The 21,876-nt window shown below is 63.1% G+C and carries 14 protein-coding genes; 9 read left to right on the top strand and 5 right to left on the bottom strand.

The window, feature by feature from the left end; genetic code table 11:
* Positions 1-172: 172 nt before the first annotated feature.
* The 6 genes from KIP88_RS00450 to KIP88_RS00425 all read left to right on the top strand — a co-directional run bounded on the left by KIP88_RS00450 (position 173) and on the right by KIP88_RS00425 (position 11,667).
* Complete coding sequence (locus KIP88_RS00450; protein WP_214485857.1) at positions 173-1,876, top strand: methyl-accepting chemotaxis protein; 1,704 nt, start codon at positions 173-175, stop codon at positions 1,874-1,876.
* Positions 1,877-2,015: 139 nt separating this feature from the next.
* The gene (locus KIP88_RS00445; RefSeq protein ID WP_214485856.1) at positions 2,016-3,716 is read left to right on the top strand and encodes a methyl-accepting chemotaxis protein; all 1,701 of its coding nucleotides are present in this window, start codon (positions 2,016-2,018) and stop codon (positions 3,714-3,716) included.
* Between the two features lie 451 nt (positions 3,717-4,167).
* Positions 4,168-5,133, top strand: a complete 966-nt coding sequence (locus KIP88_RS00440; RefSeq protein WP_214485855.1) for a helix-turn-helix domain-containing protein — start codon at positions 4,168-4,170, stop codon at positions 5,131-5,133.
* Between the two features lie 247 nt (positions 5,134-5,380).
* Entirely contained in the window at positions 5,381-7,132 is a 1,752-nt protein-coding gene (locus KIP88_RS00435) for a methyl-accepting chemotaxis protein (RefSeq protein ID WP_249790444.1), read from the top strand.
* Positions 7,133-7,301: 169 nt separating this feature from the next.
* Entirely contained in the window at positions 7,302-10,481 is a 3,180-nt protein-coding gene (locus KIP88_RS00430) for an efflux RND transporter permease subunit (RefSeq protein ID WP_214485854.1), read from the top strand.
* Complete coding sequence (locus tag KIP88_RS00425; protein WP_214485853.1) at positions 10,471-11,667, top strand: efflux RND transporter periplasmic adaptor subunit; 1,197 nt, start codon at positions 10,471-10,473, stop codon at positions 11,665-11,667. The genes KIP88_RS00430 and KIP88_RS00425 overlap by 11 nt, the downstream gene beginning before the upstream one ends.
* Before the next feature lie 144 nt (positions 11,668-11,811).
* On the opposite strand, the gene KIP88_RS00420 is transcribed toward KIP88_RS00425, so the two are convergent.
* Both KIP88_RS00420 and KIP88_RS00415 read right to left on the bottom strand, forming a co-directional pair.
* A complete protein-coding gene (locus KIP88_RS00420) occupies positions 11,812-13,326 on the bottom strand; it encodes an acetyl-CoA acetyltransferase (RefSeq protein ID WP_214485852.1) in 1,515 nt (504 codons plus the stop codon).
* Positions 13,327-13,545: 219 nt separating this feature from the next.
* A complete protein-coding gene (locus KIP88_RS00415; protein WP_214485851.1) occupies positions 13,546-14,679 on the bottom strand; it encodes a nitronate monooxygenase in 1,134 nt (377 codons plus the stop codon).
* A 240-nt stretch (positions 14,680-14,919) separates the two neighbouring features.
* Between KIP88_RS00415 and KIP88_RS00410 the strand changes: the two genes are divergently transcribed.
* Entirely contained in the window at positions 14,920-16,575 is a 1,656-nt protein-coding gene (locus tag KIP88_RS00410; protein ID WP_283848473.1) for an NAD(P)/FAD-dependent oxidoreductase, read from the top strand.
* Between the two features lie 89 nt (positions 16,576-16,664).
* Here the strand turns inward: KIP88_RS00410 and KIP88_RS00405 are convergent, their stop codons facing one another.
* The gene (locus KIP88_RS00405; RefSeq protein ID WP_214485850.1) at positions 16,665-17,816 is read right to left on the bottom strand and encodes an aminotransferase class V-fold PLP-dependent enzyme; all 1,152 of its coding nucleotides are present in this window, start codon (positions 17,814-17,816) and stop codon (positions 16,665-16,667) included.
* Positions 17,817-18,071: 255 nt separating this feature from the next.
* Between KIP88_RS00405 and yghU the strand changes: the two genes are divergently transcribed.
* Complete coding sequence (gene yghU / locus KIP88_RS00400; protein ID WP_214485849.1) at positions 18,072-18,965, top strand: glutathione-dependent disulfide-bond oxidoreductase; 894 nt, start codon at positions 18,072-18,074, stop codon at positions 18,963-18,965.
* Positions 18,966-18,980: 15 nt separating this feature from the next.
* Complete coding sequence (locus KIP88_RS00395; RefSeq protein ID WP_214485848.1) at positions 18,981-19,736, top strand: alpha/beta fold hydrolase; 756 nt, start codon at positions 18,981-18,983, stop codon at positions 19,734-19,736.
* 85 nt (positions 19,737-19,821) lie between these two features.
* On the opposite strand, the gene KIP88_RS00390 is transcribed toward KIP88_RS00395, so the two are convergent.
* Together KIP88_RS00390 and KIP88_RS00385 are read right to left on the bottom strand one after the other, a co-directional pair.
* A complete protein-coding gene (locus KIP88_RS00390; RefSeq protein ID WP_214485847.1) occupies positions 19,822-20,442 on the bottom strand; it encodes a flavin reductase family protein in 621 nt (206 codons plus the stop codon).
* Between the two features lie 155 nt (positions 20,443-20,597).
* Positions 20,598-21,872: an acyl-CoA dehydrogenase family protein gene (locus tag KIP88_RS00385; RefSeq protein WP_214485846.1), complete on the bottom strand. Its 1,275-nt coding sequence runs from the start codon at positions 21,870-21,872 to the stop codon at positions 20,598-20,600.
* Positions 21,873-21,876: the final 4 nt, after the last annotated feature.

The following is a 21,876-nucleotide window of genomic DNA, read 5'->3' as shown; positions in this document are numbered from 1 at the left end:
GCTCAAGCCTCTTGCTGTCGCCAGCAACAACCAGAAACAAATCGATATCGGCTTCGGCAAGTAACGCGTCAGTCACCGTAGAGTTACGGAGCGTCAACTTTACATTGGATAAAGAGCCGCCGCCTAAACCCTTTGTACAGGCGTTTTTATGCCGCTGACAAAGAGGTCCCCGATGTTTCTGGCGAAGTTCCGTGTGCTCACGAAAGTATTGGCAATTATTTGTGTGCTGTCGCTGATTACGGGGATCACGGCTTGGCTCGGGATCAGTTCGCTGCATTCGGTGAGCGAACGCGCCGGCGCCATGGCGCGATCGGCGGAACGTGCTTTGCTGGCTACCCGCGCCAACAACAACGTGGTGACTATGAACCGCGCCGAGTTTCGCAGCGCTCTTGATCCTCGCGATGAAAACAGATTGGCTGCACGCGCGACGATTGATGAGCAGCTCAAGCAGCTCGAGGAGCGCCTTGCCGAAGTGAGCAAGACCCCTGACGAGAAGGCGCAGGCTCTGCTGCCGGCCGTCAGATCGGCGTTTTCCGCCTATCAGTCGCAAATGAAGCAGACACTTCAATCGGTCGACGACGCCAAATCCGTGGAGGTGACGCAGTCGGCGGCAGGGCTGCGGGACGTGACGATGAAGAGCCGCGCTGCGGCAGAGGCGCTGCAGATCGCTATCCGCGCGGTGGCGACCAGGCTTGACCAGCGGGTCATGGAAAACAACAAGGCCACTGAGGAGGAATACGCCTCCGCGTCGCGGCTGCTTGTCATCCTCGCGGTCGGAAGCATGGTGTTCGGCCTGGGGTTCGGCTTCGCGGTCGGTCAGTACGGCATTGCCAAGCCGATCCGGGCGGTGGTCGAGTTGTTGCAGCAGCTCGCCGCCGGCAAATACGACGTCGGCATTTCGGGCACGGAGCGCGGCGACGAGGTCGGCGACGTCGTCAAGACCGCCCTGGTGTTCAAGGAGAATGGCCTCGCCCGGATCCGCATGGAGCGTGAGCAGAAGGAGGCGGAAGTCCGCGCCGCCGCGCAACGCCGCACCGAGATGCTTCAGCTCGCCGACGGTTTCGAGCGGGCGGTAGGCGAGATCGTCGAAACCGTGTCGTCGGCCTCGACCGAACTCGAAGCCTCCGCCGGCACGCTGACGTCGACCGCCGAGCGCTCGCAGGAACTGACCACCGTGGTGGCGGCGGCTTCGGAGGAAGCTTCGACCAACGTGCAGTCGGTCGCCTCCGCCACCGAAGAGCTCTCCTCTTCGGTCAATGAGATCAGCCGTCAGGTCCAGGAATCGGCGCGGATGGCGAGCGAGGCAGTCGGTCAGGCCCGTCACACCAACGATCGCGTCAGCGAATTGTCGAAGGCGGCTGCTCGCATCGGCGACGTCGTCGAACTCATCAACACCATCGCCGGCCAGACCAATCTGCTGGCGCTCAACGCCACCATCGAGGCGGCGCGAGCCGGCGAGGCCGGTCGCGGTTTTGCGGTCGTCGCGTCGGAAGTGAAGGCGCTCGCGGAACAGACGGCGAAAGCCACCGGCGAGATCGGTCAGCAGATTTCTAGCATTCAGGCCGCGACCCAGGAGTCGGTCGGCGCGATCAGGGAGATCAGCGGCACCATCGAACGGCTGTCGGAAATCTCCTCGACGATTGCGGCGGCAGTGGAAGAGCAGGGCGCGGCGACGCAGGAAATCTCCCGCAACGTGCAGCAGGCGGCGGAAGGGACCCAACAGGTTTCCTCCAACATCACCGACGTGCAGCGCGGCGCCAGCGAAACCGGCTCGGCCTCCGCGCAGGTGCTCTCGTCGGCACAGTCGCTCTCCACGGACTCCAACCGCCTCAAGCTCGAGGTCGGCAAGTTCCTCAATTCGGTGCGGGCGGCCTGAGGTGCCGGCTGCGTGAAGTCAGGCTGATGGAGATCTCAGTATATCTACTGAGTAGATATTAACGGGAAGGGAGCGGCTCACCTATACGATTCCGCGTAAATGGGGCGGACGACCTCCGTCGTCGCGTGGAGATCCAGACATGTTTGCAACGATACGCCGGGCCAGGATGACGGTTGGCCGAAAGATCTATGCCCTCATCTGCCTGAGCTTCATCGGGCTCCTGGGCGTGACCTTTCTCGAGTCGCGCGAACTGGCATCGAGCCTCGACCAGCAGAAGCAGATCGAGCTGCGGCACCTCGGCGACGTCGCGCTCGGCATCATCAAGGAAGAGCATGCCGCGGTGCAGAAGAGTGGCGTTTCGGACGCCGACGCCCAGAAGCGCGCGATGGCGCGGATCGGGGCGCTCCGCTACGGCAACAACGACTATTTCTGGATCAACGACATGCATCCGAAGATGGTGATGCATCCGATCAAGCCGGAAATGAACGGCAACGATCTGTCGACCTACAAGGATCCGAATGGCAACCTGCTGTTCGTCGACTTCGTCAATACGGTCAAAAAGAGCGGCTCGGGCTTCGTTCCCTATGAGTGGCCCAAGCCGGGCTTCGACAAGCCGCAGCCGAAATTGTCTTACGTGGTCGGCTTCGCGCCGTGGAATTGGGTCGTCGGCACCGGCGTCTACATCGACGACCTGAAGGCGCAGACCTGGGCTTCGACCCAGCGCTCCCTGATCGCTGCCGGCATGATCCTGCTGTGCATGCTCGTGGTGTCGATCTTCGTGGCGCGTAGCGTCACCGGCCCACTGCAACGGATGACGGTCGCGATGAACGATCTCGCCAGCGGCAACCTTGCCGTCGAGGTGCCGGGTGTCGGACGCGGCGACGAGGTCGGCGAGATGGCCAAGGCGGTCGAGATCTTCAAGAGCAATGCCGTCGCCCGTCAGACGCTGGAGAGCGAGCAGCGCGAGGCGGAGATTCGCGCGACGAGCGGCCGCAAGGCGGACATGAACAAGATGGCCAATGATTTCGAAGCCGCCGTCGGCCAGATCGTCGAAGCGGTATCGTCGGCATCGAGCCAGCTCGAAGTATCCGCAGGCACGCTGACCGCGACCGCGGAGCGCGCGCAGGAACTCACGACCGCAGTCGCGGCAGCCTCCGAGGAAGCTTCCACCAACGTACAATCGGTGGCCTCCGCCACCGAGGAGATGGCCTCGTCCGTCACCGAGATCAGCCGCCAGGTGCAGGAATCGGCGCGGATGGCCAATGACGCCGTCGATCAGGCGCGTGTCACCAACGATCGCGTCAGCGAATTGTCGAAGGCGGCAACCCGCATCGGCGACGTCGTCGAGCTGATCAACACCATCGCGGGCCAGACCAATCTGCTGGCGCTCAACGCCACCATCGAGGCGGCGCGCGCCGGCGAAGCAGGCCGCGGTTTTGCCGTCGTGGCTTCCGAAGTGAAGGCGCTCGCCGAGCAGACCGCAAAGGCCACCGGGGAAATCGGCCAGCAGATTACCAGCATCCAGGGCGCGACCCAGGAGTCGGTGAATGCGATCCAGGCGATCAGCGGCACCATCGAGAAGCTGTCGGAGATCTCGTCGACTATCGCCGCGGCCGTGGAAGAACAGGGTGCCGCGACGCAGGAGATCTCGCGCAACGTGCAGCAGGCGGCGGCGGGTACCCAGCAGGTGTCCTCCAATATTGGCGACGTGCAGCGCGGCGCCAGCGAAACCGGATCGGCGTCGTCGCAGGTGCTTGCGGCGGCGCAATCGCTCTCGGGTGACTCCAACCGTCTCAAGCTCGAGGTCGGCAGGTTCCTCGACTCGGTGCGGGCGGCCTGATTTCGTATTGACTTATTCGGTCCGAAGCCGGTTCTTCATGCCGGCTTCGCGATAACAGATGATCCGAATCAGAGGCGCAAGCTGCCTTCAGGCAGCCTGTTGTTCGGCTGCACGGCGAGCGGGAAACATCCCTAGATCGTAAAATTGCGATTGCGGCATGGGCCGACCAATCGCCCTGAGTGAAACTGAAGGCGAATGTGGCCAACGAATTTCCGAAATCGGGAAAAATTGGTAACATACAAATGCATCGCGAAGGTTTGTGCCGGATCTGATGCCACGTGTTCTGCGTCAATGAAGACGCGCCAGGACTCAAGACGCTTCATCCGATGGCAGGGCGCATCGACGCACCCATCCGCCATGGTCAAGTTGCGCATACGATCCCTCTCAATACCGGCTAGCGCTTTTTTTCGTTGTTGCGACGATCGCTACCGACGGCTCGGATGACCGCCGCGTGTCGTTGCTTGATGAACTCGTTGAATCTGACTTCGTGAAGATCAACCGGTCTCCGGATATCGATCATTTCCGGAACATCGAAGGCCTGGGTGAGGCGAGCAGCATTCCGCTCGATCATCGGGATTTCGCCGCATCGTTCGCGTCGCTGAAGCTGAAGTCCTGCACGGTCTATCTGCAGCAGACATTTCCGCGCATTCTTCAGATACAATATTCCTCGACCGGGGCGATCGTCGGTCTGATGATGGACGATGCGGGTTCGCTGATCCTGAACGGTATGGAGGGCCGCGCGCCGGCGCTCCTGCTGGTCAAAGGCAGCGCGCAGTGTGAGATTGTGGAGCAGCACGCCAATCTGGTCGCCTTGGTGAATTTTGATTCCGTCGACGATCGCGGCTGGCCGGGCGAGATCGACCGCGCTCAGCTGATCTCAACGGAACCCGCCAAGCTCGAGGCGCTTCGGGTAACCTTGCGCGACGTCCTGATGCTCGCGTCGCATTCGCCCGATACACTCGCTCAGCCTGATGTGACCGGGAGTGTCGAGGAATCGATCCTGCAAGCGGTCGATCTGGCGATGGCTGCGGCATCGCCGGCGTCCGAAGGCAAGCGCCCGAGCCTGAGCCACTATCTGGCGCTGGTCCGAAAGTTCGATGAGTTCGTTGCCGCCAACGCCGGCAAAACGCTGTACAGCGCCGACGTGGCCCGACAGCTTGGGGTCTCGGTACGGACGCTGCATAACGCCGTGGTTGCGATTCGCGGCATGAGCGTGCATCGCTACACGCGCCTGCGGCGGCTGTGGAACGTGCGCCAGCAACTGCTGCGGGGTGCGTCGCCGCAATCGATCAAGGCGGTCGCACTCGTGAACGGCTTCTGGCACATGGGCGAGTTCTCCTCGCTCTATCGCGAGTTGTTTGGCGAAACGCCGCAGCAGACATTGTCGGCACGTAAGAATACGGACAGTCAGTCGTGATACCTGCGAAGCGAGCGGCGACACCGTAGTTTTACGCCAGCTCGATTTAGTCCCTCATTAACCATCGTATGGAAACCTTAGCGGCATGAGTGCCGCTCTGTGGCTTTGCCGCAGGAGCCCCTTCGTTCGCAACGAACCGGCTCGTCCAATCGTGTGGCCCGGCTCTCTTTCAAGCCTGATCCCGCTGTTCGGGAAACAGCCAGTATTGCCACGATTTTACTGACCTCTTTTGTCAAGGACGTTATTCATGTCGAGCCTTACTCGTCTTCTTCTGAACCTCTCGATTGGTGCCAAGCTCGGCATTGCCTCGGGCCTCGGCGTTCTGCTCGTCGCCACGATGGTGATCGTCCAGATCCGGGCCAACGCGGCGATGCGCGATCTCGATGCGCGCATGGCCGGGCAGCAGACTATCGCGCGTGATGCTGCGGAAGCCAAGGCGTCGCTGCGCGGCATGCAGATCGGCGTTCGTGACCTCCGCCTCGCCGGCAGCGCGGCCGATCTGCAGAAGGCAAAGGACTATGTGGCGGACCGGTTGACGGCACTCAACAAATTTACCGACGAGATGCTGAGACTGTCCAAATCTGCCGAAAACCGTACGCGCATCGAAAAGCTGAAGGCGAGGGCGGGAGATTATGAGAAAGGCGCGCAGCAGATCGCGGCTGTTCGCGGCGAAGCGATTGCCGCGGCGGGCGGCGGTGCTGAGGCCGCCGTGCGGGTTGCGAAGCTGAACGAGGAAGCCGTGCGCATCGCGCGCGAGGTAACGCTACCGATCATTGCCGAAATCGAGCCGATCTCCAACCAGATCGCCGATTTCGCCAAGCACAGCGTGGAAGAGCAAACCGCACAGGCTGCAAGGGAAATGACTGCGGTCGAATGGGAAGCCATGGCAATCGGCATCGGCACGATGCTGCTGCTGATCGGAACCAGCATATTCTCCTACTTCACCATCTCCCGTCCGATGCGCGCATTGAGCGCGTCGATGGAAGAGCTTGCCGGCGGCAATTTCGGTGTGGTGTTGCCCGGCCTTGGGCGCAAGGACGAGCTCGGCGCGGTCGCCGGCGCCGTCGAGAAATTCAAGGTCGTCTCCGAGCAGAAGGCCCGCGACGAGGCGGAAGCCAAGATCAGGCAGGACCAGATCGCGGCCCAGCAGCGCAAGGCCGAGATGGTCAGGCTGGCCGATTCCTTTGAGACGGCGGTTGGCGAGATCGTCGAAACCGTGTCGTCGGCCTCTACCGAACTCGAAGCTTCCGCCGGCACGCTGACGGCAACCGCCGAGCGCGCCCAGCAGGTGACGACCACGGTGGCCGCGGCTTCGGAAGAAGCATCCACCAACGTGCAGTCGGTGGCATCGGCAACGGAGGAACTGTCTTCATCCGTCAACGAGATCAGCCGTCAGGTGCAGGAATCGGCGCGGATGGCCAATGAGGCCGTCGATCAGGCCCGTCACACCAATGACCGCGTCGGCGAATTGTCGAAGGCGGCCGCCCGCATCGGCGACGTGGTCGAACTCATCAACACCATCGCCGGCCAGACCAATCTGCTGGCGCTCAATGCCACCATCGAGGCCGCGCGCGCCGGTGAAGCCGGCCGCGGTTTTGCCGTCGTGGCCTCCGAAGTGAAGGCGCTCGCCGAACAAACCGCAAAGGCCACCGGCGAGATCGGCCAGCAGATCACCAGTATCCAGGGCGCGACCCAGGAGTCGGTAACCGCGATCCAGGCAATCAGCGGGACCATCGAAAGGCTGTCGGAGATCGCCTCGGCCATCGCAGCCGCCGTGGAAGAGCAGGGCGCGGCGACGCAGGAAATCTCCCGCAACGTGCAGCAGGCCGCTCACGGCACCCAGCAGGTCTCCTCCAACATCACCGACGTGCAGCGCGGCGCCAGCGAGACCGGCTCCGCCTCGTCGCAGGTGCTCTCAGCGGCGCAGTCGCTGTCGTCAGACTCCAACCGCCTCAAGCTCGAGGTCGGTAAGTTTTTGGATTCGGTGCGGGCGGCCTGACGAGGTCGGCCGCGACTCCGGCATACGAGCTATGCCGGGGAAGTGAAGGGCGGCTGCGCCGCCGGAATTGGCCTTTTGAGCTCGTTTCGGCTAAATCAACGCAATCAGATTGGGCTTTTTGTAGCGCCCAGTCGCCATCCCGCCGCGGGGCCCCGGGAATGCCGATTACATGATTGCGCTGGTCCGTATCGCGCTGAGCCGGCCGTATACGTTTGTCGTGCTGGCCCTGCTGTTGTTGATCATCGGGCCGCTGGCCGCGCTCCGCACGCCGACCGACATCTTTCCGGATATCCGCATCCCGGTCATCGGGGTGGTCTGGAACTATACCGGCCTGCCACCGGACCAGATGTCGGGGCGCATCATCACGCCGTTTCAGCGGGCGCTGACCACGACGGTCAACGACATCGAGCACATCGTCGCCAATTCCTATAACGGCATTGGAATCGTCAAGATATTCTTCCAGCCGAATGTCGATATCCGCACCGCCAACGCCCAGGTGACCGCGATCTCGCAGACAATGATCAGGCAGCTGCCGCCGGGCGCGACGCCGCCGCTAATCCTGAACTACAGCGCATCCACCGTTCCGATCATTCAGGTCGCGCTCTCGGGTGAGGGGCTGACCGAGCAAAATCTCGCCGATATCGGCATCAACCAGCTGCGCACCCCGCTGGTCACCGTGCCCGGCGCCGCCATTCCCTATCCGTTCGGTGGCAAGCAGCGCCAGGTTCAGATCGACCTCAATCCGGCCGCGTTGCAGGCCCGCGGCCTGTCGGGACAGGATGTCGCCAATGCGCTGGCCGCGCAGAACCTGATCACCCCGGTCGGCACCCAGAAGATCGGCCAGTTCGAATACATCATCCAGCTCAACAACTCGCCGCTTCGGATGGAGGAGCTTGGCGGACTGCCGATCAAGGCCGTCAGCGGCGCGATGGTCTATATTCGCGACGTCGCCTCCGTGCGCGACGGCAACCCACCGCAGACCAACATCGTTCACGTCGACGGCAACCGCTCGGTGCTGATGATGGTGCTGAAGGCGGGCGCGACCTCGACGCTCGACATCATCGCCGGCATCAAGCAGAAGGTTATCGACGTCAGGGACCAGCTGCCGGAGACGCTGAAGATCGGCTTCATCGGCGACCAGTCGGTGTTCGTCCGCGGCGCGATCGAAGGTGTTGCCGTCGAAGGCGTCATTGCCGCGCTCCTGACCAGCGTGATGATCCTGCTCTTCCTCGGAAGCTGGCGTTCGACGGTCATCATCGCCGTTTCGATCCCGCTCTCGGTGCTCGGCGCCATCATCATGCTGTCGGCGATCGGCGAGACGCTCAATATCATGACGCTCGGTGGGCTGGCGCTGGCGGTCGGTATTCTCGTCGACGACGCCACCGTCACCATCGAAAACATCAATTACCATCTGGAGCAGGGCAAGCCGGTCGAACTGTCCATCCTCGACGGCGCCAACCAGATCGTGACGCCGGCCTTCGTATCCCTGCTGTGCATCTGCATCGTGTTCGTGCCGATGTTCTTCCTGCAGGGCGTCGCGCGCTTCCTGTTCGTGCCGATGGCCGAAGCGGTGATGTTTGCGATGATCTGGTCCTTTATCTTGTCGCGCACGCTGGTGCCGACGATGGCGAAATATCTCCTCAGGGCGCATGTCCATCATGACGGCGAACCGCCGCCGTCACGCAATCCGCTGGTGCGCTTCCAGCGTGCGTTCGAGGCGCGGTTCGAACGCGTGCGCGCCACCTATCGCGATCTTCTCTCGATGGCACTGGGGCGGCGGCCGCTGTTCGTCACCGGCTTCCTCGGCGTCGTCGCGCTGTCTTTCCTGCTGGTGCCGTTTCTCGGCCGCAACTTCTTCCCGGCGGTGGATGCCGGCAACATCCTGATGCACGTCCGCACCCAGATCGGCACCCGCGTCGAGGAGACCGCCAACCAGCTCGCCGACGTTCAGAAGGCGATCCGCAAGATCATTCCGCCCGGCGAGATCGACACGCTCACCGACAATATCGGCATGCCGATTTCCGGCATCAACATGACCTACAACAACACCGGCGTGATCGGCCCGGCGGACGGCGACATCCAGATCAAGCTCCGGGAAGGTCACCGGCCGACGGAGGAGTACGTCCAGGCTCTGCGCGAGCAATTGCCGCGGCTGTTTCCCGGCATGAACTTCTCGTTCCTTCCGGCCGACATCGTCAGCCAGATCCTGAATTTCGGCGCGCCGGCGCCGATCGACCTGCAGATCCGCGGCGCCAACCTCGAAGCGAATTTCGCTTACGCCAACAAGCTGCTGAGCCGGATCCGCCGGATTCCCGGCATCGCCGACGCGCGCATCCAGCAATCGCCCAACAACCCGACCTTCAACATCGACGTCGACCGTACGCGCGCGCAATATGTCGGGCTGACCGAGCGCGACGTCACCAACAGCCTCGTCGTCAACCTCGCCGGCAGTTCGCAGGTCGCGCCAACCTTCTATCTCAACCCTGACAATGGCGTGTCGTACTCGATCGTGATGCAGACGCCGCAATACAAGATGGACTCGCTGAGCGCCTTGCAGGCGCTGCCGATCACCGCCAGCGGCAATCCGCAATCGCCGATCCTGGGCGGCATTGCGGACGTCAAGCGCTCGACCTCGAGTGCCGTCGTTTCCCAATACGACATCCAGTCGATGGTTCAGATCTTTGCGACGCCGCAGGGCCGCGATCTCGGCGCGGTCGCCGCCGATGTCAGGGCAGCGATGGCGGATACGGCCAAGGACGTGCCGAAGGGATCGTCGGTGGTGCTGCTCGGCCAGGTCGAGACCATGAACAGCGCCTTTTCCGGCCTGCTGTTCGGGCTGCTTGCTGCCGTGGTGCTGATCTATTTCCTGATCGTCGTGAACTTCCAGTCCTGGTCCGATCCGTTCGTGATCATCACGGCGCTGCCGGCGGCGCTCGCCGGCATCGTCTGGATGCTGTTCACGACCCAGACCACGCTCTCGGTGCCGGCACTGACCGGTGCGATCATGTGCATGGGTGTGGCCACCGCCAACAGCGTGCTCGTGATCAGTTTTGCCCGCGAGCGCTACGAAGAGCTCGGCGATCCCGTCGCCGCCGCGCTCGAAGCCGGCTTCGTCCGCTTCCGTCCGGTGCTGATGACGGCGCTTGCCATGATCATCGGCATGGCGCCGATGGCATTGGGGCTCGGCGAGGGCGGGGAGCAGAACGCCCCGCTCGGGCGCGCCGTGATCGGCGGCCTGATTTTTGCAACGATCGCTACCCTGATGTTTGTCCCTGTGGTGTTCAGCATGGTACACAAGAAACAGGGCGCCGAAGCCGCCGCCCCATCGGAGATGCCGCATGCCCACTGAACCGCGCCCGCCGGTCTCGCATCGGAAACTGGGCATTTTCGGGCTTGCAGCGTTGATCGGGGCGGGCCTGATCGTCGCCACCGGCATTCGCGCCCGCGAGGATTCCAACGCGAAGCTCAAGGAATGGACCGATGCGCAGGCGGTCCCGTCCGTCGCTGTTGCGCCTCCCAGCGGGAAGGCGCTCAGTCCGACCATCGATCTGCCGGGCCGGCTGGAGGCCTATTCGCGCGCGCCGATTTTCGCGCGCGTCAGCGGTTACCTGAAGAGCTGGAGCGCGGATATCGGCGCCAGTGTCAAGGCAGGGCAGGTGATCGCCGAGATCGAGGCGCCGGACCTCGACCAGCAATTGCTGCAGGCGAGGGCCGATCTCGCCAGTCAGCAATCCAGCGCGCGGCTGTCCGAAGCAACCTTGAACCGGCGCAAGACGCTGCTCGCCTCGAATTTCGTCTCGATGCAGGAGATCGACGAACGCACGGCCGATCTCGCCAACAAGAAGGCCGCCGTCAATTCCGGGCAGGCCAATGTCGAGCGGCTGGAAGCGCTTGCCGGCTATAAGAAGATCACGGTGCCATTCGTCGGCGTGGTCACCTCGCGCGAAACCGATGTCGGCGCGCTGATCAATGCCGGCGGCGGCGCGGGCCCTGCGATGTTCGTTGTCTCCGACATCACCAAGTTGCGGGTTTATGTGAACGTCCCGCAGAACTACGTGCCCGCGATCAGGATCGGCGCCAAGGCGGTGCTGACGATGCCGGAATATCTGAACCGGACGTTTGCAGCGACGGTGGAAGCCTCGTCGCAATCGGTCGACGTATCTTCCGGCACCACGCGCATGCAGCTGGCGCTCGACAATGCGAAGGGCGAGCTGATGCCGGGCGGCTATGCCAACGTCCGCCTGCCGCTGCAGCGCGATGCCGTGCCGCTGCACATCCCCGCAAGCGCGCTGATCTTCAACAAGGACGGCCTGCGGGTCGCCACCGTCGGTCCCGATGACAAGGTGCTGTTCAAGACCGTGACCATCGCGCGCGACCTCGGCAGGGAGATCGAGCTCGCCTCCGGCCTTGCAGCCGACGACCGAGTTATCACCGCGCCTCCGGACGGTCTCGCCGACGGTGACCAGGTTCGCGTGGTCGGTGCCAAGGACGGGAAGCCCACGACCGCCTCCGAAAAGCAGGACGTGAAGGGGTAGAGGGCTTTCGCGCGAGGTAGACTTTAGGGTGGCAAAGGCGCCTTGCACCGTGCCCACTATCCATCCGGGATTGTCGCCGAGAATGGTGGGCACGCTTCGCTTTGCCCACCCTACGAATGTGCTCCCGGCAATGCCAGGCGAGGGCTACCCCACCCGCCACTCCAGCACGCTGTCTTCGGCCGTGACGATATTGCCGACCGATCCGACCGGCGTCCGTTCCATATCTAGTAGATGCACGAGCGTCGCTGTATCCGCAGCCGGGATTCGGGCCAGCGCCCGCGCGTCACCTTCGGTGCGCAGCATCACCACGCCGTGCTCGACCTCACCCTTGGCCTTGTAGATCACGGTAAAACTCTCGACCTTGCCCTTGCCTGCAGCTTCGGTGACGAAGTCCGGTACCTTACGGCGGTTGCGGTCGGCTTCGGCCTGCACGCTGGTGTCCTGCTTCAGCGCCTCGCGCGGTGCTTCTCGCGACAGCACCAGCCCGTGATGCTTGGTGACGAAACCGCCCTGGCCGTAGAGCAGGCCGAGCTTGCCGCCTTGACGAAGCTTGCGCACCATCGCGACCGCTGCGTGCGTCATATAGGTGTTGAGCGGCGCGCCGAAGAAGGTGAGACCGCCGGTCACCGTCGGCTGCACGTCCGCGCCGAGGCCGAGCGTCCGCCGTGCCATCTTGGGCACGCAGGGAAAGCAGCTATAAAGCTCGATCGCGTCGAATTTTCTGCCGTCGCCCTCGACGAGGTCCATGACTGCCTTCAGCACCGCGTTCTGCGGGTGACTTTCGTAGAACTGGTCCCTGACCAGATAATCGCGCGGCTCTTCCGCCGAGGCGCCGCCGATCGGATAGATCAGGCGATCTTCGGATACGCCGGCCGCGCGGGCCTTTGCCAGCGATGTCAACAGGACCGCGCCGCCCATGTTGACGGTAGGATTGGCCACCATAAGTTTTGTGTACGGCCAGGCGATCAGCCGGTTCTCAGGCGTGGGCGTGGTGATCTCGTCGGGCGCAAAGCGCTTCTTCAGCCACGCATTCGGATTTTCGCAGGCGACCTTCGCATAGGTCGACCACAGCGCACCGGACTCCGCCAGGGCCTCGCGCGGGGTCTGGCCCCAATGCGCCGAGGTTGCGGATTCGTACAGCGGATAGACCGTGATGGGGCGGAACACGCCGAGCTTCACCGCCATCGGCTTCTGGAACGCCGCGCCGCGCTTCGGCTCCTCGACGTCATGGGCGAACGGCGTCCACGGCAGCGCGATGCTGCCGCGCTCGGCCTTGGTTGCGGTGGATTGCGCTTCCGCGCCGCAGACCACCGCCACGCTGCATTCGCCGCGCGCAATGCGCTTTGCCGCTTCGTGAATGTAGCGGATCGGGCTCTCGCCGCCGACCGGGCCATAATAGCAATGCGCCGGATTGGCGCCGAGCCGCGCCGCAAGCTGCTTCTCGGGATCGCGATAGCGCCAGCTCAGGAAATTGACGACGTCGAGTGAGCCGAGCTCGCCGAGCAATTTTGCTCCGCTGTCCGCCTCCGCGCGCCGCACGGCTTCTTCGAGCAGCGCCAGCGGTTCGAGGCCGGCAGCGATGTCCTTTGGCCGATCGGCGATCTCGCCGATGCCGACGATGACGGGAATGCGGTCTTCGGGGAGGGGAGCGGTGGACATTTTTTCTTGCTTTGCTTTCTTAGAGATTCAATTCGTAGGGTGGGCAAAGGCGCGTCAGCGCCGTGCCCACCATCTAGCATCTTGCTCGGAAGTGGTGGGCACGCTTCGCTTTGCCCACCCTACGAGCTTTGTCCGTCATTGCGAGCGAAGCGAAGCAATCCATGGCGGCAAAGAAAGTATGGATTGCTTCGCTTCGCTCGCAATGACGTGGAGAGACCTTCACTCCTCCATCAGCATATTCATATGCTCCACCGCATCGGCAAAATCCTCCTTGAATTCCTGCACCACGGCGCCGGCCGATTTCACGCTGTCGATCAGGCCGACGCCCTGGCCGACAAAATATGTCACGAGGTCGCGCGCCTGCGCATTCCCCGCGGCGGCGGCGCGGTCGATCGAGTTGAAGGCGTCGCGGCTGATGATGCTCTGCAGCGGCATCGGCAGCGCGCCGGGACTGTCCGGGCCGCGATCCCACGCATCGGTCCACACCGAACGCAATTGCCGCGCCGGCTTTCCGGTGCGGCCCTTGGAGCGGACGGCGTCGCGCGAGGACGCCGCGATCATCTTCTCGCGGAAGATTTCGGTCGTCTCGGACTCCACCGTCGCCAGCCACACCGAGCCGGTCCAGGCGCCCGCCGCGCCCATCGCCATGCAGGCCGCCATCTGACGTCCGGTCATGATGCCACCGGCGGCCAGCACCGGCACATCACGGGTCGGCTTGATCGCCTTGATCACCTCGGGCACCAGCACCATGGTCGAGACCTCGCCGCAATGGCCGCCGGCCTCGGTGCCCTGCGCGACCAGGATATCGACGCCGGCAGCGACCTGCCGCAGCGCATGCTCCTTGGAACCAACGAGCGCTGCGACCGGCACGCCGTGCTTGCGGCCCATGTCGATCATCTGCTTGGGCGGTACGCCAAGCGCATTCGCAATCAGCTTGATCGGATGGCGGAAGGAGACGTCGAGTACGTCGAGCGCGCGCTGCGCGTCGAATGGCTGCGGCTGGTTGTCGGCGACATTGGTCGTCGTCAGTTCGACGCCGTATTTCTTCAGCAGGTTTCGGGTGAAGTCGCGATGCTGCGGCGAGATCCGCGCCTCCAGGCTTTTCCAGGTGACGTCCTTTTCACCCGCGGTCGAAATGTTTTCCGGGATCAGCACGTCGAGCCCGTAGGGCTTGCCGTCGGTGTGATCGTCGATCCATTTCAGTTCCTGCTCGATCGTCTCCGGCGAGTGCGCGGTGGCGCCCAGCACGCCAAAGCCGCCGGCGCGACTGACGGCCGCGACCACGTCGCGGCAGTGGCTGAAGGCGAGTAGCGGAAACTCAATTCCCAGCATGTCGCAGATCGGCGATTTCATGGTTGGTTGCTCCCTGTGGCGGCCGCGGGCCAGCCGCTCATTGTTGGTTTTGATTGGCGGTGTTGAACCGACGCTAGCCCATCGGGGGTATGCGTGCCAAGCGGAACGCCCATCCCGAGGAGCACACATTCCACGTCGCAAAATATGCAAGGCCATGCCGCGGATTTGCGTCTTGCGCTTTGGCGCTACGGAAGGAATGCTGGTTGCCAAATCAAAGAGAATATCAGGGAGCCCATATTCATGTCCGCAATGCCATCTTCCGCCAAATCTACTGAGACTTACGACGTCGTCGTGGTCGGTGCGGGCTTTGCCGGCATGTACATGCTGCACCGGTTGCGCGGGCAGGGAATGACGGCGCGCGTCTTTGAGCAGGGCAGTGGCGTCGGCGGCACCTGGTACTGGAACCGCTATCCCGGCGCGCGCTGCGACGTCGAGAGCATGCAATATTCCTATTCGTTCTCCGAAGAGTTGCAGCAGGAATGGGACTGGAGCGAGCGCTACGCGCCGCAGCCGGAGATTTTGAAATACGCCAACCACGTCGCGGATCGTTTCAACCTGCGGCCCGACATCCAGTTCAACACTCGGGTCGAAAGCGCCGCCTTCGACGAAGTGACCGGCGTGTGGTCGGTCTCGACATCCGACGGCAAGACAGTGATGGCGAAATTCGTCGTGCTCGCTACCGGCTGCCTGTCGAACGCGCGGATGCCCGACATCAAGGGCCTCGATCAATTCAAGGGCAAGGTCTATCACACCGGCCACTGGCCGCATGAAGCGGTCGATTTCACCGGCCAGCGCGTTGCCGTCATCGGCACCGGATCTTCGGCGATCCAGTCGGTGCCGGTCATTGCCGAGCAGGCGAGCCAGCTCACGGTATTCCAGCGCACCGCAAACTTCTCCATTCCCGCCCGCAACGCTGCGCTCAGCGAGCAGGAGCGGGAGAAGTTTCGTGCAAACTATCCCGAGATCAGGCGTTTTGCGCGCGAGGTGGCGAAGAACGGCATCTATACGGAGATGCCCGATCGCGGTGCGCTCGATGACGGCGACAACGAACGCCGCTCGAAATACGAGGCGCGCTGGAATCGCGGCGGGCTCACCTTCATGTCGGTCTACAACAACCTTGCGCTCGACAAGGCGGCCAACGACACCGCCGCCAATTTCGTCCGCGGAAAAATCGCCGAGATCGTCAAGGACCCGGAGACGGCAAAGCTGTTGCAGCCGAACAACCATCCGATCGGCTCCAAGCGCATCTGCATCGACACCGATTATTTCGCGGCCTTCAATCGCCCCAACGTGAAGCTGGTCGACATCAGATCCAATCCGATCGAGGAGATCACGGAGAATGCCGTGCGCGTCGGCGCCAGGGATTACGAAGTCGATGCGCTGGTGCTGGCGACCGGTTTTGACGCCATGACGGGATCGGTGGCGAAAATCGACATTAGAGGCCGGGGCGGCCAGACGCTGAACCAGAAATGGGCCGCGGGCCCGCGCACCTATCTCGGCCTGATGAGCGCGGGTTTTCCGAATCTCTTCGTCGTCACCGGTCCGGGCAGCCCGTCGGTGCTGTCGAACATGATCGTCTCGATCGAGCAGCATGTCGACTGGATCAGCGATTGCCTGGCGTACCTGCGTGATCGCGGCCTCGACACCATGGAAGCTGCAACCGATGCCGAAGACAAATGGGTCGCTCATGTCAACGAGGTCGCCTACACCACGCTCTATCCGCAGGCCAACTCCTGGTACATGGGCGCCAACGTCCCCGGCAAGCCGCGGATCTTCATGCCCTATATCGGCGGCGTCGGCCCCTACCGGCAGATCTGCAACGACGTCGCGGCCAAGGGTTATGAAGGGTTTGTGATGGAGAGGGCGGAAGCGCCGCGAAAGCTGGCGGCGTCGTAATCTCCCGTAGGGTGGGCAAAGCGCAGCGTGCCCACCATCGCGAGCCGAGCATTAGCGGTGGGCACGCTGCGCTTTGCCCACCCTACAAGTCAGCCCCGCAGCCGCCGCGTCAAAACCTCAACAAACCGATCGACATCAGCCTCGTCATTATAGACGTGGGGCGACACGCGCATGCGCCCCACGCGCGGGGCGACATAGACGCCTTCGCTTGCCATTCCCTCGATCAATCCCGCCGGCATTCCGCCCTTGAAGGCGAGGCACAATATATGCGGCGCCCGCAGGTGAGGCTCCGGCACGTGGACGCCGATGCCGCGCACGGCCTGCGCGATCCGCTCCGTCAGCATCGTGATACGTTGCACAATGGCGGGCGCTCCCCATTCGACCATCATCTCCATGCCGATCGAGGCCATCTCCATCGAGACGAAATGATCGCGCTCGCCCATGTCGAAGCGCCGCGCATCGGGAACGTAGCTGACATCGGTGAAATAGACCGCGTTCTCGGCGCGCACGTTGCGGCGGCCGGACGCGGTCTGCTCGAGCGGGATACCGCCTTGATGGCGTTTTGCAACATAGAGAAAGGCGCGACCGTAAGGGCCGAGCAGCCATTTGTAGGTCGGGAAGATCACAAAATCCGGGTCGAGACGCTTTACGTCCGTCGCCAGCACGCCGGCGCCTTGCGTCGCGTCGATCAGGAAAGCCGCGCCCCGCTGTCGCAGTGCCGCGCCGACCTTGTCGACATCGATCAGCCCGCCGTCCGACCAGTGCACCGATGAAATCGAGGCCAGACTGAGCGGCTGGGCGCCGGATCGCTCGATGCTTTCGAGAACCGCCGATGTCCAGTCGCCGTCGTCCGGCTGGCGAACCGTCTCGACGGTGAACCCTTCCGCCTCGGCCCGCGTCTGCCATTCGAGCACCGGCGAGGAATGATCGTTCTCCAGCACGATCACGCGCGTGCCGCGAGCGATCGGCAGCAGCTTCGCGGCGGTCGCGACGCCGTAACTGATCGAGGGAATCAGCGCGACATCGGAGGCCTCGGCATTGATCAGCCGGGCGGCGGCAAGGCGCGCGCGCTCATGCTGCTGGTTGGCGAAGGAGGCCTCGAGCGTCCACGGCGTGCCCTTGCGGAGAACGGCAGCTCGGCCGGCCTCCAGCGTTCGAAGCGGCAGCGGGCTGTAGGAGGCGGCATTCAGGTAGCAGATCTGGCGCGGTATCTCGAACAAGGCACGCTGCGATGGGAGCATTGGATGGTCTCTTTTGTAGCGACACATTCATTATGGCCGATCTCGACTGCGCCAGCCACAGGAGCATTGCTCCGAGTACACCTGCCACGCCGTGCGATTGCGGCAGGCGCAGCATGGCGCATTCCTCCCCTGACTTCTGCGCGCTTTCTGTCTGGTTGCGGTGCTGATACGAAACCTTACATGGATTGCGGCGGCCGCCGCGCGACAGATGACTTAAACCGTGAGACGGCCGAATTAAGCCTGGAGCCAACCCGAATGACCGACGCCCCCGTCACCGATCCCACCGCTTACGAGCCGCCAAAGGTCTGGACCTGGAACAAGGAAAGCGGCGGCCGCTTTGCCAGCATCAATCGCCCGATCGCAGGCCCCACGCATGAGGCCGAACTGCCGGTCGGCCGCCATCCGTTCCAGCTCTATTCGCTGGCGACGCCGAACGGCGTCAAGGTCACGGTGATGTTCGAGGAGCTGTTGGCCGCCGGCCACAGCGGAGCGGAATACGACGCCTGGCTGATCAAGATCGACGGCAACCAGTTCGGCAGCGGTTTTGTCGCGGTCAATCCGAACTCGAAAATCCCGGCGCTGATGGACCGCAGCGGACCTCAGCCGATCCGGCTGTTCGAGTCCGGGGCGATCCTGATGCATCTCGCCGAAAAGTTCGGGGCGTTTCTGCCGACAAGCGGGGCGGCGCGGGCCGAATGCCTGTCGTGGCTTTTTTGGCAGATGGGCAGCGCGCCGTTTCTCGGCGGCGGCTTTGGCCATTTCTACGCCTACGCACCGACCAAGATCGAGTACGCCATCGACCGCTATGCGATGGAGGTGAAGCGCCAGCTCGACGTGCTCGACCGCCGGCTTGCCGACAATGAGTATCTCGCAGGCCACGAGTACACGATTGCCGACATGGCGACCTGGCCGTGGTACGGCGCGCTGGCCAAGGGCTTGGTCTACGGCGCCGGCGAATTCCTGTCGGTGCACGAATACAAGAACGTGCAGCGCTGGACCGACGCGATTGCAAAGCGCCCCGCCGTCAAGCGCGGGCGCATGGTCAATCGTATCTCGGGCGATCCGGCGAGCCAGTTGCATGAGCGGCATGAGGTCAGCGATTTCGATACGAAGACCCAGGACAAGATCGGGGAGCCCGCCAAGGCGTGAGGCGAGGGGAACGTGATGAGCTTTTTCGAGAAGGGCGCCGTTCGCATCCATTATGAAGAGGCCGGCTCCGGCTTTCCGCTGCTGCTGATCGCCGGCGGCGGATTGAATTCGAACATCTCAGGGATTACCGGCGACTATCCGCCCTTCAACGCAATCAAGGAGTTCGGCGACGAGTACCGCTGCATCGCCTACGACCTGCGCAACGCGCCACCTGGCGAGTCCTCCGGCCCGCTCGAGATCGACCGCCCCTGGGATTCCCACACCGACGATCAGCTCGCACTGATGGATCACCTCGGCATCGAAAAATTCATGGTGCTTGGTTTTTGCATCGGCGGTCCCTTGATCTGGAATTTGCTCAAGCGTGCGCCGGATCGCGTCGTTGCCGGCGTGCTGGCGATGCCTTCGGGGTCGCGCCCCGAAATGCGCGACCTGTTCTACGACAACAACATGAAGGGCTGGGCGCCGGAACTGACAAAACGCCGGCCCGACATCACGATGGAGCAGGCCGAGAAGTTCCTGACGAAAATGTATCGCACCAACCCCGATTTCGTCTTCACGGTCACACGCGATTTCGTCCGCCAATGCCAGACGCCGGTGCTGATCCTGCCCGACGATATCCCGGCGCATCCATACGCCGTCGCCATGGAGAGCGCGATGCTGGCGCCGAACGCGGAAGTCAGCCTGTTTCCGTGGAAGGAGCCAAAGGAGCGCGTGCCGCTGGCGGTACGCCAGATCCGGTCCTTCCTCCGGGCGCACCGGCCGGTGCCATAGTCCGTAGGATGGGTGGAGCGCAGCGATACCCATCAATACCATTCGTGATGCCGATGGGTATCGCTTCGCTCCACCCATCCTACGTCTAGACAGCGCTCTTCGCCCCCTCGGCCGGCGGAAACACCACGCGATCGTCCGTCCGGCAATAGCGATCCGCGAACATGCGGCCGATCGGATGATAGCGCTCCATATGCACGCGCATCGCGGCGTGGTCCCAGAGATCGTCGCGGATGTGGAAGTGAATGCCTTCGCCCATCACCAGCAACCGGTCGCCGTTGACGTCGATCTCCTTCCAGGTCTTGCACTCCATCGAGAACGGCGCATCCGCCAGCCGCGGTACGGCGATTTTGGTCGAGGGTGCGAGTTTGAGTTTCAAATAATCCGGCTCGCCGATATCAGGCGGGAAGTCGCCGCTGCTCTCATGCATCGCATGCGCCAGCGCCTCGTCGGTCATGTTGACCACGAATTCATTCGTGGCGCGGATGTTGATCACGGTGTCTTTGATGCGGCCGTCGGGCCGCAGATTGGCGGCGAACATGCAGAGCGGCGGATCTTCGCAGAACACGTTGAAGAAACTGAACGGCGCCGCGTTGACCACGCCGGCAGGTCCCACCGACGTCACCCACGCGATCGGCCGTGGCAGCACGAAGGATGTGAGCACCTTGTAGCGCTCGCGGGGTTTCAGATCGCTGGGATCGTATTGCATGGAGGATTCGCGGAGCTCCCGTAGGGTGGGCAAAGCGGCTTGTCCGCCGTAGTTCGCAGAACGAAGGCGGAAGCGTGCCCACCATTGAAGATAACGGTCTGGATAGGTGGTGGGCACGGCGCAAGCGCGCCTTTGCCCACCCTACGCAGATCAGACTACGGCATGCTCAGCTCATGCCGGCCAACCACCATCCAGTGCACTTCATCGGGACCGTCGGCGAAGCGCAGGTGGCGCACGTCCTGGTACATTTCGCCGAGCGGGCTCCATTGCGAAATGCCGGTGGCGCCGTGCATCTGGATCGCCTGGTCGATGATCTTGCAGGTGCGCTCCGGCACCATGGCCTTCACCATGCTGACCCAGATCCGCGCCTCCTTGTTGCCGAGCACGTCCATCGCCTTGGCCGCCTTCAGCACCATCAGCCGCATCGCCTCGATTTCGCAGCGCGCCTGCGCGATGATCTGCAGATTGCCGCCGAGATGGGCGATCTTCTTGCCGAAGGCTTCGCGGGTGAGCCCGCGCGACACCATCAGGTCGAGCGCCTTTTCCGCCTTGCCGATCGTGCGCATGCAGTGATGGATGCGGCCCGGTCCGAGGCGGACCTGCGAGATTTCAAAGCCGCGGCCTTCGCCGAGCAGCATGTTCTCCTTCGGCACCCGGCAATTGTTGAAGCGCAGGTGCATGTGGCCGCGCGGCGCGTGGTCGTGGCCGAACACATGCATCGGGCCCAAAATCTCGACGCCGGGCGTGTCGATCGGCACCAGGATCTGCGACTGCTGCTTGCTCGGCGGCGCGTCGGGATTGGTCTTCACCATCACGATCATGATCTTGCAGCGCGGATCGCCGGCGCCGGAAATGTAATACTTCTCGCCGTTGATCACCCATTCGTCGCCGACGAGTTTTGCTGTCGTCGAAATGTTCTTGGCGTCCGACGAGGCGACGTTCGGTTCGGTCATCGCATAGGCCGAGCGGATTTCGCCCGCCAGCAGCGGCTTCAGCCATTTCTCCTTTTGCGCCTTGGTGCCGACGCGCTCCAGCACCTCCATGTTACCGGTGTCGGGCGCCGAGCAGTTCATGGTCTCGGAGGCGAGCGGATTCTTCGCGAGCTCCACCGCGATATAGGCGTAATCGAGATTCTTCAGGCCCTGGCCGGTCTCGTCGTCAGGCAGGAAGAAGTTCCACAGGCCTTCTTCCTTGGCCTTGTCCTTGGCCTTCTGCAGCACCGCGAGCTGTTCCGGCGTAAAGCTCCAGCGATCCTTCTTGCCTTCGGCAAGCCGCATGAACTCGACCGACATCGGGTCGACGGTTTCGCGGATGAATTTCTTGACGTGCTCGTACAGCGGACGGACCTCGTCCGACATGCGCAGATCGTTGAGTTCCTCGCCCGGATTGAGATTGTAGGTCGTCGTTCGCGGGATGTAGGCGTGTTTCATGGAT

Source organism: Bradyrhizobium sp. SRL28 (assembly GCF_018596315.1).
In the GTDB taxonomy this organism is placed as follows: Bacteria; Pseudomonadota; Alphaproteobacteria; order Rhizobiales; family Xanthobacteraceae; genus Bradyrhizobium.
The sequence above is the reverse complement of the archived record's forward strand: the minus strand, read 5'-3'. Positions and strand labels throughout refer to the sequence as shown.